Annotated in this window: 9 protein-coding genes; 2 read left to right on the plus strand and 7 right to left on the minus strand. The window is 69.4% G+C overall.

The annotated features are described in order from the left end of the window. Position 1 precedes the first annotated feature (1 nt). From HY049_06500 to HY049_06520, 5 genes are all read right to left on the minus strand, one after another. A complete protein-coding gene (locus tag HY049_06500) occupies positions 2 to 796 on the minus strand; it encodes a hypothetical protein (GenBank protein MBI3448548.1) in 795 nt (264 codons plus the stop codon). A 330-nt stretch (positions 797 to 1,126) separates the two neighbouring features. Next, a complete protein-coding gene (locus HY049_06505) occupies positions 1,127 to 1,765 on the minus strand; it encodes a polysaccharide biosynthesis/export family protein (GenBank protein MBI3448549.1) in 639 nt (212 codons plus the stop codon). Between the two features lie 282 nt (positions 1,766 to 2,047). Beyond that, positions 2,048 to 3,955: a polysaccharide biosynthesis protein gene (locus HY049_06510; GenBank protein ID MBI3448550.1), complete on the minus strand. Its 1,908-nt coding sequence runs from the start codon at positions 3,953 to 3,955 to the stop codon at positions 2,048 to 2,050. Between the two features lie 232 nt (positions 3,956 to 4,187). Beyond that, positions 4,188 to 4,766, minus strand: a complete 579-nt coding sequence (locus tag HY049_06515; GenBank protein MBI3448551.1) for an outer membrane beta-barrel protein — start codon at positions 4,764 to 4,766, stop codon at positions 4,188 to 4,190. Beyond that, positions 4,753 to 5,415, minus strand: a complete 663-nt coding sequence (locus tag HY049_06520) for a porin family protein (GenBank protein ID MBI3448552.1) — start codon at positions 5,413 to 5,415, stop codon at positions 4,753 to 4,755. The genes HY049_06515 and HY049_06520 overlap by 14 nt, the downstream gene beginning before the upstream one ends. A gap of 167 nt (positions 5,416 to 5,582) precedes the next feature. Here HY049_06520 and HY049_06525 point away from each other — a divergent pair, with 167 nt between their 5' ends. Further along, a complete protein-coding gene (locus HY049_06525; protein MBI3448553.1) occupies positions 5,583 to 6,743 on the plus strand; it encodes a pyridoxal phosphate-dependent aminotransferase in 1,161 nt (386 codons plus the stop codon). A gap of 9 nt (positions 6,744 to 6,752) precedes the next feature. On the opposite strand, the gene HY049_06530 is transcribed toward HY049_06525, so the two are convergent. After that, a complete protein-coding gene (locus HY049_06530; GenBank protein ID MBI3448554.1) occupies positions 6,753 to 8,882 on the minus strand; it encodes a tetratricopeptide repeat protein in 2,130 nt (709 codons plus the stop codon). 73 nt (positions 8,883 to 8,955) lie between these two features. Here HY049_06530 and HY049_06535 point away from each other — a divergent pair, with 73 nt between their 5' ends. Continuing rightward, positions 8,956 to 10,080 carry an SGNH/GDSL hydrolase family protein gene (locus HY049_06535; protein MBI3448555.1) on the plus strand — a complete coding sequence of 375 codons (1,125 nt, stop codon included), beginning with the start codon at positions 8,956 to 8,958 and terminating at the stop codon, positions 10,078 to 10,080. On the opposite strand, the gene HY049_06540 is transcribed toward HY049_06535, so the two are convergent. Next, on the minus strand, positions 10,064 to 12,685 hold the full coding sequence (locus HY049_06540; protein MBI3448556.1) for a GAF domain-containing protein: 2,622 nt from the start codon (positions 12,683 to 12,685) through the stop codon (positions 10,064 to 10,066). The genes HY049_06535 and HY049_06540 overlap by 17 nt on opposite strands. Between the last annotated feature and the right edge of the window lie 32 nt (positions 12,686 to 12,717).

Below are 12,717 nucleotides of genomic sequence, written 5' to 3' on the forward strand. Positions count from 1 at the left end.
CCTAGTCGAACGCGGCCGCGAGGCCGACGAAGTAGGCGTTGTGGGCGAGATCGGGAAGCGCGAGGTTCTGCGAGTTCTGGATGTAGCGCGAGAAGCCGGCGGACGCCTCGAGCTTCGGCGTGAGGCGACGCCTCAGCGACGCGGTCCCGTTGAAGGCGCGGGTCGCCTCCGAGGTGCCGTTTCCAACGCGACGAGAATAGGAGCGGTTCACGAGAAGCATCGCGGAAAAGTCGGGCGTGAACGAAAGCGTCGCGGAACCGTAGATGGTCTGCGATTCGCTGAGATCGACCGGGCCGCTCCCCGTGTTGATGTCGCGCGTGAGCCCCGCGGAGCTGCTCAGCCGCGGACCCGACCACGTCATCGTTCCCTGGGCGAACAGGGCGCGCCGGTTCGGCTGCGTGGAGTTCCCCGGCGTGACCAGGTTGTACCCGAGCCGCCCGGTGACGGTCAGCCGATCGCCGATGCGCCGATTCACGCCGGAGAAGAGGCTCTCTACCGCGGCGCCGCCGTAGGTCGTTCGCGAGAGCGGGACGTTCGGATCGGCGGGGGTGGTGAAGCGATTCCATGTCCGCCCCGCCCCGACGTCCACCGACCACGCCGGGCTCATCTTCCGGTTCACGTGAGCGGAGACTCCGTATGCGGAGTAGTCGACGAAGTGGAAGTCGCTGAAGGTCTGGAAGCTATTCCGGAGATCGACGCCGAAGGAGAGCCGTTCGGTGAGCGTCCTGCGATAGCCGATCGACGCGAATTCCTGGCGCCGATCGGTGAACTGCGTCAGAACGAGGGGCGATTGCACGGTCTCCGCGGCCACCCCCTGGTTGGTCGTGTAGAAGTAACCGGCTCGTGTCGCGGTAGAAGAGACCGGCCGGCGAGTACTGGGCGCTGAAGTGAAACCGTTCGCCGGTGCGCACGAGGCGCGTGCCCAGTCGCACGGTGGAGACCGCGTCGCCATTTCCCGGACGCGACGTGAAGGTCGTGTTCTCCGCCCACGTCTCCCGGACGCCGACGTCGGTCGCGAGATCCCATTGCGCCGAGGCGGTGCCCACGCCGGTGAGCACGAGGGCGCACGCCACCGCCGCGTTGCGCGGCACGCGCCCCGTCTCCCGCTCGCGTCGTGGGCGGCGGCTCACGGCACGTACACCGTATCGCCGCGCTCGAGCAGGACGTTGTCGTCGGCGTCCTTTCCCGAGATGACGCGCTTGTAGTTGATCTCCTTCCGGATCTCGTGGCCGCCCGACTCCCGCAGGAGAACGATCTTCGAGCGATCGGCGAAACTCGTCAGGCCCCCGGCGAGCGAGATCGCCTGGAGGAGCCGGGTCGGGCCCTTGAGCTGCAGCTCACCCTGCTTCGAGACCTGTCCGACCATGTACACCTTGAAGCTGTTCACTTCCTTGACGATGACCGACACCTCGGGCGCGCTGAGGAACGCCTTCCAGCGCCGGGTCAGCTCGTCCTTGAGCTCGAGGGGGTGGAGTCCGGCGGCGGTGACGTCGTCGATCAGGGGAACTGAGATCCTTCCGTCGGGCCTCACCGGGACGATGACGCTGAGATCCGAGTTCTTCCACACGGTGATCTGGATGACGTCCTCGATCCCGATCACGTAGGTGGGGCCGTTCGGATCGACCGCGACGGATGCGGGAGCGCTCGCGGCCATCTTCGCCTCCTTGGCAGCTCCGGCGCCGGCGGAGTCCGCAAGGGCGTACGCCGCCGCGAGGAGCAGGCAGGGGATGAGAATCCGGCGCGTTTCCGTGTTGAGCTTCGTCATCACCCGCCTCCGAACGACCACGCCATCCACCACCGCGGCTCTCCGCGCGGAGCCGCCTCATCGCGACGCCCCGTCGCGAAGAATCTCCGCGTCCGGCGCGGCGACGAGGGGGCACTCCGACCGACCCGAGCGCCCCGGGCGACGGCCACCGTGTAGATGAAACTGGATGGATGACATCATATACAGCTACCCCTGATTGGAGTCAAGCCAAAATGAACCTTTCCGAACATCGCCAGCCGGGGGCCGGACCCTCGCGGTCCGAACGAACACTTGCCTGAGGTGTCAGGCGTGCGCTGGGGTCGATCGCGAGGCGGTGGGGTGGCTCGTCTCCTGGCTCGCGGGCCGGGACGCGGCGAACTCGGGGACGAGATCGCAGAGAATCTGCCGGACGGCCGCGTCGGACGGAGGCCGGCCGGCCGGCCCGAAACTGGCCAGGAGCGCATCGAGGCGGACGAGGACGTGCGAGGGAGGCTCCCCCGGATCGTGGAACCGGCGCACCTTCTCGTGAGCCGTGGGCTCGACATCTTCCCGTGAAAGGTGAAGCTCCTCGTGGAGCTTCTCACCGGGCCTCAGCCCGGTGAACGCGATCTGGATGTCGACCTCGGGGGTGAACCCGGTCAACTCGATCAGGTTGCGCGCCAGATCCACGATGCGGATCGGATCTCCCATGTCCAGCATGTACACCTCTCCCCCGAGCCCCATGGATCCGGCCTGGAGGACGAGCTGGACGGCCTCGGGGATGGTCATGAAGTAGCGCGTCACGTCCGGGTGCGTGACCGTGACGGGGCCCCCCTCGGCGATCTGCTTCTTGAAGAGCGGGACGACGGAGCCGTCGCTCCCCAGGACGTTGCCGAATCGGACGGAGACGCAGCGCGTCTGCGGCGACGTGAGCCCCTGAACGATGAGCTCGGCCAGTCTCTTCGTCGCCCCCATCACGCTCAGCGGGTTGACCGCCTTGTCGGTCGAGATCAGGACGAACCGCTCGCACCCCGAGTCGCGCGCGTGCTCGGCCACCTGCCGGGTGCCGACGACGTTGTTCTTGAAGGCCTCGGTCGAGTTGAGCTCCATCATCGGCACGTGCTTGTACGCCGCCGCGTGGAAGACGGTGTGGGGACGGAAGGCCGAGAAGACCTCCTGGAGCCTCGGCCTGTCGAGGATGTCCGCGATGACGACCTCGAGAGCGAGGGAGGGAAACCGTTTTCGCAGCTCCAGCTCGACGAAGTAGACGCTGTTCTCGTTCCTGTCGAGAAGCACGAGGCGCTCGGGCTCGAACTCGGCCACCTGTCTCGCCAGCTCGCGCCCGATCGAGCCCCCGCCCCCCGTGATCAGCACGCGCTTGCCCCGGAGGCTCGCCGCGATCGCCGCCAGATCGACCTTCACGGCCTTTCTACCGAGCAGGTCCTCGAGCTCGACGTCGCGGACCTGGCTCAGGTGGACCTGGCCGTCGATGAGCTGGCTCACCGGGGGAACCGTCCGGGTCCGGATGCCCGCGCGCTGACAGTACGCGTACACCTCGGAGAGCTCGCGCCCCGTGGCGGACGGTATCGCGATGACCGCCTCGCGCACCTGCCGCTCGGCCGCGATGCGCGGGATCTCCTCCCGGCCTCCGAGCACCGGGATCCCGTGGATCCGGACGCCCCATTTCGTGGGATCGTCGTCGATGAAACCGACCGGGTTGTAGTCGAGCCGCTCGTTGTTCTTCATCTCGCGGAAGATGATCTCCCCGGCGTCGCCCGCTCCGATGATGAGAACCGGCCGTTTCTTCTTGAGAGTCTTCGACTGGACGAGCTCCCGCTGCATGCGCGTCAGGAGGCGCGATCCGCCGACCAGCCCGAGAACGAGCATCGCGTCGATCAGGACGACGGATCGCGACACGCCGCGGTCGTAGCCGAGGAAGATGAAGATCCCGAGAAGCAGCAGCGTGCGGAACGCCACGGCGCGCGAGATGAGAAGAACGTCGGCGATGCTCGCGTACCGCCAGATGCCCCGGTAGAGCCCGAGGAAGTAGAAAGTGATCGGCGTGATGACGAGATCGATGAGCAGCCAGTTCGAGGCCTGGGCGAAATCGCTCGGCGCGAGCGCGTCGAATCGCAGGTAGTTCGCCGTCATCATGGCGATGACGACGGTCACCATGTCCGAGGCCAGAAGAAGCATCGGCTGGCGCCGGGCGAATGGGCGTGTCAGTGCCATGCTTCCCCGCGCAACCCCGTCGAATTCACCGCACCTCCACACGCGCGCCCGATGCCGGGGGAATGCGCTCCCCCCCTCCGCCGGAAGACAAGTCTAGGTGTGACTTCCCCGAGCGCAACGCGTTCCGGTGAAAGGTTATATACGTCGGCAACTCCCGGACTGTCAACCGCTTCCGGGGCCCGCGGAGCGGGGGGTGCTGCCGGCCTTCGGGGGAACTCGCCTCGAAGACGGACTATTGGCCGAACTTGAAATCGAGGGCGACCAGGATTTCGTTGGCCTTCGATACCGCTCCGAACGAGGACCACCTCACGCACCGACCTTCGTACCTGAGGTAGAGGCGGTCGGTGAGCGTGGTCAGGGCTCCGGCGCCGAGCCCGTAAGTCAGGCCATGGTCCCCTCCCGGCTCGGACCGGCCGACGACGGGGCCGGCGGAAGCGGTGTCCGCCGAGACGTGGTCGAACCCGAACCCCGCCACGAAGAGGATGACGGGGCGGGTGCGCTGCTCACGCTCGGCGCGGAGCGTGTACTCGAACGCGATGGTGAGGAAATGCAGGGTCTCGTCCGCGCCGTCGGGGACGCGGGTCTGCGCACGGTCGAGCGCGAACCGGACGCTCCAGAACGGCTTGAACCGGAAGGCCCCTTCGACGCCGAAGGCCGGGGCCGGGTCGCTTCCGGTGTCGCCGCTGGTGAGGAGGTACGTCCCACGCCCGCCCGCCTCCCAGCATCCCTCGCAGAGATCCCCGGCAGGGGTCGCACCCGTCGCGGCGCATGCGGCCAGGATTGCCGCCGCGACGAAACTACTTCTTGCCACCGAGCACGAAGGTGGCGCCTGCGGAGAACTGGAAGCCGTCCTGGTTGATCGTGAAGGTGTCGTGATGGATGTACCGGATCTCGTAGCGGATTCCGAAGTTGTTCCTCAGGAACGTGCGCGCCCCGGCCGAGACCGACAGCCCGGTGCCCGTGTCCTTCCGGGCGAGAATCGTCCCGGCGACGACGGAGTTCGGATCGTTGGGGTTGGTCCGGACGGAGAAGTCGCTGCTCCCCCGGCTCTCGTTCACGAACCCGAGGCTGACGTTGAAATAGGGGTTGGTCTTGGTGTCGCGCTCGGTGAGGAAATTCGCAGTGAGCCCGAGCATGTACGAGACGAACGTCGCGCTCGGCTTCGTCTGAACGGGCACCTGCAGGACGGGCAGCGAGGGGTCTCCGACGCGCTCCGTGATGTCGCGCGACGCCGGGAAGCCGTCCACCGTCAGCTCCGCCATGATTTTTTTCGTGAAGAGGTACCCGGCGCGGATGCCGAACGACCCGCCGGACTTGACGCTCGTGCGGTGATCGCCGTTCTCGACGCCGCCGTACACTCCGACCTCGTACGCCTTGTCCCGGATTCCGGCGGGAGTCGCCGTGACGGCGGCCAGCCCGGCCACGAACGCCACGCGCATCACGCTCGAAGTGGGTTTCATCGCAGGACTCCTCAGCTCGCCCGTGCGGAATGCGCTTCTGCGGGCACGGGACGCCAACGCTCGAAGAAGCGCTTCAGGATGACAGAAGCGCGCATTATACCGGCGCCCCGACGAGTGTCAACGAACGGCGCGGCGCCCGCGCGGCCGTTCGGTTAGAATGGCCCACCATGAGCCGACGCTTCGCCCGCCGCACGGAAGGCATGGTGCAGTCCGACATCCGACGCATGACGCGCGAGTGCGAGCGCGTCTCGGGAATCAACCTCGGCCAGGGGGTCTGCGACCAGCCCACCGATAGGATCATCAAGTCCGCCGCCATCCACGCGATCGAGAACGACCGGAGCACCTACTCCAAGTTCGAGGGAATCGACCTCCTCCGGCGCCGCATCGCGGCAAAGGAGGCAGACTACAACCGCGTCCCATGCGATCCAGACACGCAGGTGGTCGTCACGGTTGGATCGACGGGCGGATTTGCGGTGGCGTGCCTGGCGCTCCTCGAGCCCGGCGACGAGGTCGTCGTCTTCTCGCCGTTCTACTCGTACCACGTGAACATCCTCAAGATGTGCGGCGCGAAGGCCGTCTTCGTGCCCCTGACCGCGCCGCAGTGGGATTTCGATCCCTCCGCGCTCCAGGCGGCCTTCACGCCCCGGACGCGGATGGTCATCGTCAACACCCCCTGCAATCCGTGCGGCAAGGTCTTCAGCGCCGGGGAGCTGTCGGCGATTGGAGAGCTGTGCCGATCGCACGGGGCGATCGCGCTCACCGACGAGATCTACGAGTACATCCTCTTCGACGACCGGGTCCACGTCAGCCTCGCCTCGCTCCCGGGGATGGCCGACCACACGATCACGCTTTCGGGATTCTCGAAGACCTACAGCATGACGGGGTGGCGGCTCGGGTACGCCATCGCCCCGGCGGACATCGCGTCGAGGATGGGCGTGCTGAACGATCTGCTCTACATCTGCGCTCCCACGCCCCTGCAGCACGGCGTCGCCGCCGCGTTCGACCTCCCCGCCTCCTACTTCGAGGAGATGCGATCGTCGTACACGCGCAAGCGGCAGATGCTCGTGGGCGCGTGCAGCGCCGCGGGCTTGAAGCCGTACGTCCCCCAGGGCGCCTACTACTTTCTCGCGGACGTCTCGGCCCACGGCTTCCGCGACGACCGGGAGGCCGCGGCTGCACTCCTCGCGCGGGCCGGGGTGGCCACCGTCCCGGGGAGCTCGTTCTACGCCGACCCCGAGCAGGGCCGCCAGCAGGTCAGGCTCTGTTTTGCCAAGCAGATGCCGGAGCTCGAGGAGGCCTGCCGGCGCCTCGAGCGATTCGGCGCCTGAAGTCCCCGCTCACTTCGGCGGGCGAGCCGCCAGGACTCCGCGGCCGAGGCGATCGAGGCCGGCGAAATCCAGGCGCAGCGCCTGGGAGAGGGCCTTCTCCGGGCCGACCCCGCGACCGGCGGCCATCGCGTCGACGAAGCGCCGGAGGGAGTCCGCGCCGCGGTCCGGCGCCGCGAGGGCGTCCGCCAGGGCCCCCGATTCGTCCTGCAACGGCGGGCACCGCTCGGTGTCGTTCCATCCATCCCGGATCGCGGCGTCGAGATCGCGCACGGCGATCCACGACGCGGCGGTCACCGGCGGCGCTGCCGCCGCTCCCAGGTCGCGGTCACCCGCCACCGAGGCCGAGGCCACGCCCTCGGCGAGCCAGATCGGCGCGCGCCCGCGGCTGAGGCGGTCCACCGCCCAGAGCGCGATCCCCCGGCCCAGCACGCGCGCCCACGCGCCGGCGTCGCGGCCCGGCTCGGCGTACACGCCGATGACCCCGCGGTGCCACGCCACGGCCGACCACGCCGGCGTCCGAGGGAAGCCTGCCGCGCGGAACGCGCGCCGGTTGCCGTAGACCTTCAGCACGGGCGGTTCCCCGCCAGGGAGAGTTCCGAGCACGGCGGCAACCCTCCTCCAGGCCTCCGGAAAGAGCTTGCGGACGTCCGCGAGCCCCTCCTCCGTCGCGAAGACGAGAGGGACCCGCCCCCCCGCCACCTCGATCTCGAGGCGACGCGCGGGCTCGGGAAGCCCCGGGCGAAGCCAGTGACGCCGCAGCGTCAGCGCGGCGTCCTTCGGCCGGGCCGTGTCGGATCGCGAGGCCTTGAAGATCTCGGCCTCGGCATCGTCGTACCGGCCACGATCGAAATAGAGATCGGCGAGAGCGAGGTGCGCGTCCCCCCGGCCGGGCTCGGCCGCGCCGGCCTTCTCCGCCGCGGCGACGATCGCCTCGACACGCGCCCGTCGCTCCGCGAGCGCCCGGGATGCCGCCTCGACGTCGGGCGCGCTCCGCGGATCGTCCTTCCGCGCGCGGCTGAGAGCGGCCTCCGCGTCACCCCATCTCTCCTCGTTCATCGCATCGAGGGCCATCCGCACGAGAGTGCGCGCGACCCCGCCCCGGGCCGCCCCGGCCGGCTCACCCGCCCCCTCGCGGGCGAGGGCCTCCGCGGCGCGCGCGAATTCGTCGAGGGCGTCGGCCGGTCGGTCCCACGCGGCGAGCCGCAGCGCCCGCTCGAGCCGCAGCGCGCCTGCGGCGCCGCCGAGCTTGAGCGCCTCGTCTGCGGCTCCGATCGAGCGGGCCCGCGCCGCGTCCGATCCCGTGAAGTCCCCCTCCTCCTCGAGGAGATCCGCCAGGGCCCCCGCTGTCGAAGCGTAATCCCTCAATCGCTGCGGGCGATTCGGGTCCAGCTTGAAGGCTTCGTCGAGGTCGCCGAGAGCCCACTCGAGCCGCAGCCTGGCCTCGCGCTGCGACCCCCGGTCCATCATTCGATCCGACTCCGCGAGATCGACGCGCGCCGCGAGATCCCACGTCTCGACGGAGCGCGGGCTCAGCTTCCGGATGTCCTGGACCGCCTCCCGCACAGCATCGAACCGGCCGAGCTGCAGGAGGGCCGACGCCAGCTTGAGCCTCGCGGGGACGCTGGCCGGCTCGGCCTCGACGCGCGCGCGATAGACGGGAAGCGCGAGGCCGGCGTTTCCGGTCGAGACGGCCCAGTCTGCGATCGACTCCGCCCCGGCCCGGACCGTCGTCTCGAACGCGGCGTCCCTCAGGGGCCCGACCCCCTTGCGCATCAGGAAGAGCTGCTCGAAGCACGCGAGGCTCGAGGCGGCATCCTTCGCCGTCGAAAACGACGACGCGAGGTTGTAGAGATCCAGCGCGAGGGCGTCGGCCAGCGAGCGGTCGACCGGAAGGCTCGTCTCGAGCGACGCGCGGGCCGTGCGGAACGACTCGAGCGCCCCCGTCAGGTCGCCGGATCGCGATCGCTTCTCGCCTTCCCGGAAGTCGTCCCACGCGGCGGCCGGCGTCCCGGTCGCCGCAGCGCGGGCTCCGCCCGGGGCCGACAGCGCGAGGGCGGCGACGAGGAGCCCCGCCGCGCACCGGACGAGCCCGGCCGGACGCCTCGTTCCGGCTGGACACTCCGAAATCGGTTCGTGCATACTCTGCCGCCTCCGTCGCGCCGCGGGTTCCGCCGGGCGAGAAGGCCATGATACGCCACCGGAGCCCACGAGCTTGAGCCAGAAGTCTCCCGAGCGACCCGCGCCGTCCGCGTCCCCGACCGCCGGCCGCTGGCGCCATCTCCGGATGAACCTCGCTCTCTCGCTCGTCTCGACGGCGGTGCTCCTGATCTGCATCGAGACCGGGTTGAGGCTGACGCAGCTCGCCCCCACCGAGACGCTGGTCTACCCCGACGCCGCGGCCTGGGAGCGCAACCCGGGGCCGTTCGCCCCGAGCCAGGACTTCGTCGATCGCTTCCGGCCGAGCCTCCCCCACCACATCCACGTGAACTCTCTCGGGTTTCGCGGCCGGGAGTTCGACGCGAGGAAGGCGCCCGGAACGTACCGGATCCTCTGCGTGGGGGACTCGTACACCTTCGGCGACTACGTCGACGACGACGACACCTTTCCGGCCGGCCTCGAGAAGCGCCTGCGCCAGGGCTCGCCCGGGACCGCGATCGATGTCATCAACGCCGGCGTGAACGGCTACACGATCACGGACGAGGCCGGCCTCGTGAAGGAGAAAGGGCTCGCGCTCGAGCCCGACGAGATCCTCGTCGCCTTCGTGCTCAACGATCTCGCCGACCTCACCCGGCAGATCTCCTCGCGCGAGAACCAGCGGCGCGCCGCGGGCGAGATGTCGGGCTCGGCGCTGGCCCCGATCAAGAGGTGGCTCCGCCACACGGCGACGTACAACTTCCTCTTCGTCATCAAGGCGACGGTGCTCGGAAGGCTGGGACTCGACCCGACGATTCAGGACGTGCCGATCCGCCACCTCCTCTATCCGCCGTACGACGCGACGACCGAGGCCCTCTTCGCGCGGTATCGGGACGAGCTGCTCAGGCTCCGGGACCTCGCCGCGGAGCATCACTGCCGGCTGAGGCTCGTCCTCTACCCCTTCTACGAGCAGGTGGTCGGCGGCGCGTCGGCTGAGGCGCAGGCGAGGATCACGGCGATGGCGTCCGGAGCCGGCATCCCGGTCGTCGATCTCCTCCCGGCGTTCCTCAAGGGAGGCCCGCGCGCGGCGAAGCTGTTCCTCATGCCGCTCGATCACCATCCGTCGGCGGCCGGCCATCGGGCGGCGGCGCGCGAGGTCGCGCGCGCCCTGATCGCGGCGGGGTTTCCTACGAAAGGTACTTGAGCCCGACGACGACGTGGGCGCGCGGATCGCCGGGCGACGCGTCGGCATCGAGGGCCTGCACCTTCACGTCCTCGTGCACGTCGGCGTGGGTCCTCCCCCCGATCCGGATCTCCCCCGCCGCCGCCTCGCGGCAGAGCCGGAAGGCGAGGTTCACGACGCCGCCGATGGCCGTGTACTCGACGCGCTTGTCCGATCCCATGTTCCCGAGCAGACACGTCCCGGTGTTGATTCCGACCGCGAGATCGAGCGTCCCGAACGCGGCGTCCCTCGCCCACCACCTGTCGCGGAGCCTCGCGAAGGCGTCCCGCATGTCGAGCGCCGCGAAGACGGCCCGCTGCGCGTCCGAGGGTCCGTACCGCGGATCATGGGCCACCGGCGCGCCGTAGAACGCCATGAGGGCGTCGCCCAGGAACTTGTCCACGGTCCCCTCGAACTTGAAGACGACGTGCGTCATCACCGAGAAGAACTCCTGCAGGAACGAGACGATTGATTCGCCCGGAACCGACTCCGCGACCGACGTGAACCCGCGGACGTCCGCGACGAGAACCGTGACGACCCGCCGCTCGCCGGCGAGCGTCTTCCCGTTCGGATCGCGGAAGACCTGCTCGGCGATGTGCGGCGTCACGTACGACTCGAAGCGCCGCCGGACGCGGTCCGCCTCCTCCTCCCGCACCCGCGCCCGATCCTGGATCTCGCGATAGAGCTGCCCGTTCTCGATGGCCGTGGCGACCTGGCTCGCGAGGATGGAGGCCAGGCGCCCGTGATCCGGTGTGAAGTGGCCCGGCTCGAAGCTCTCGAACGCGAGGACGCCGAGGACGCGGTCCTGCGCGACGAGCGGCACGGCGAGCTCGGATCTCGGGACGCGTCCGTCGACCGTCCTCGGGGGGACGTAGTCGGGATCGATCGACACGTCGTCGACCACGACGGCCTCGCGCGCCTCCACCGCGCGGCTGATGATCCCTTCTCCGAGACGGAGCTCCCGCTCCGCGACCCACGCGGGGTCGTAGCCGGTCGCGATCCTCCACGAGAAGAGGCCCGTCTTCTCGTCGAGAAGAAAGACGGTGAAGAGGTCGTGGTCGATCACGCGCCGGGTGATCTCGCCGATTCGGTCGAGCAGGAAATCGACGTCCAGGATCGACGCGACCTCCCTCCCCACCTCGTGAAGGGACTCGAGCGCGAGCGCCTGCGCGCGGCTCTGCTCGAAGAGGCGCGCGTTCTCCATCGCGGCGGCGATCGGGCCGGCCAGCGTCGACATGATGGTGACGTGCTCGCTCGTGAAGAAGTGCGCCCGCCGGCTCTCCATGTTGAGCACGCCGATCACCCGGTCCATGTGGATCAGCGGCACCGCCAGGTTGGAGAGGTAGGCCTCCCCGTTCGGCGGGTAGTAGTCCGCATCCCGCGTGACGTCGCCCACCGCGATCGGCTCGCGCGTCCGCAGCACGCGGCCGCACACGCCGCGGTCGGCGCGGTAGACGGTGCGGCGCGCGCGCTCCGGCGAGTAGCCCGAGCCGCCGATCCAGTTCAGCCCCTCCCCGGTGGCGTCGACCCGGAAGATGCCGAGGACGTCGTACTCGATGAGGCTCTTCACGAGGGCGGCGATTCTCTGGAGCAGCGGCTCGAGCGCGAGGATCGCCGTCATCTCGCGCGAGATCGTGAAGAGCGTGTGGAGCGTGCGGGCGCGCTGCACGTCGAGGCTGATGCGGGCCCGCTTGATCTCGGCGCAGATCTCCCGCGCGTTCGCGTACCGGCTCTGGGGATCCTTGGCGGTGCATCGGTCCACGATCGCCTGCACGTCGGCGGTCGAGTCGGGATTGATCTCGGCGATGGGCCTCGGGGCGTGGTGGAGGATCTCGTAGAGGACGTCCACGTCGGAGTCGCCCGAGAAGGCCGGCTCGCGCGTGAGCATCTCGTAGAGGACGACCCCGAACGAGAAGACGTCGGTCCTGGCGTCGACGGCGCGGCCGACCGCCTGCTCGGGGGACATGTACGCGACGGTCCCGACCGCCATCCCGGCGGTCGAGATCTGGGTCACCTGCCGCCCGGAGTCCGCGTCGGCCCCTCCCGCGGGCTCCGGCGCGGAGAGCTTGGCCAGGCCGAAGTCCATCACCTTGGGGCCTCGCGCCGAGAGGATCACGTTTTCCGGCTTGACGTCGCGGTGGATCACCCCCGCGCCGTGCGCCTCCCCCAGCGCGTCCGCGATCGCGGCGGCCACGTCGAGCACGTCGCGCACGTCCATCGGCCCGCTCCGGATGCGCTGCCGCAGCGTCGGCCCCTGGACGTACTCCATGACGATGACGTCGCGGCCGTCGACCTCCTCGAACCCGTAGATCGTCGCGATGTGGGGATGGTTGAGCGAGGAGGCGAGGCGCGCCTCCCGGAGGAGGCGGGCGCGCGAGGGGTCCTGCCGTTCGACGATCTCTCGCGACACGATCTTCAGGGCCACGGTCCGCTCGAGGCGCGTGTCCCACGCCTTGAAGACCGTCCCCATCCCCCCCTCGCCGATCTTCTCGACGAGCCGGTAGTGCGCGAGACTATCGCCGGCGGCGGGAGTTTCCCTCGACATGCGCGGGAGCACCTCGGTCGAACCGGAGTGGATGGATTTCAAGAGATGCTACCGCGGACCGGGGCTGCGGGCAA

It is taken from the genome of Acidobacteriota bacterium (assembly GCA_016195325.1).
GTDB lineage: Bacteria > Acidobacteriota > Polarisedimenticolia > JACPZX01 > JACPZX01 > JACPZX01.

Bases quoted from the DNA above. Each gene is read 5' to 3' on its own strand.
- HY049_06505 (MBI3448549.1), bottom strand. From the start codon at position 1,765: ATGACGAAGCTCAACACGGAAACGCGCCGGATTCTCATCCCCTGCCTG.
- HY049_06510 (MBI3448550.1), bottom strand. From the start codon at position 3,955: ATGGCACTGACACGCCCATTCGCCCGGCGCCAGCCGATGCTTCTTCTG.
- HY049_06520 (MBI3448552.1), bottom strand. From the start codon at position 5,415: ATGAAACCCACTTCGAGCGTGATGCGCGTGGCGTTCGTGGCCGGGCTG.
- HY049_06525 (MBI3448553.1), top strand. From the start codon at position 5,583: ATGAGCCGACGCTTCGCCCGCCGCACGGAAGGCATGGTGCAGTCCGAC.
- HY049_06530 (MBI3448554.1), bottom strand. From the start codon at position 8,882: ATGCACGAACCGATTTCGGAGTGTCCAGCCGGAACGAGGCGTCCGGCC.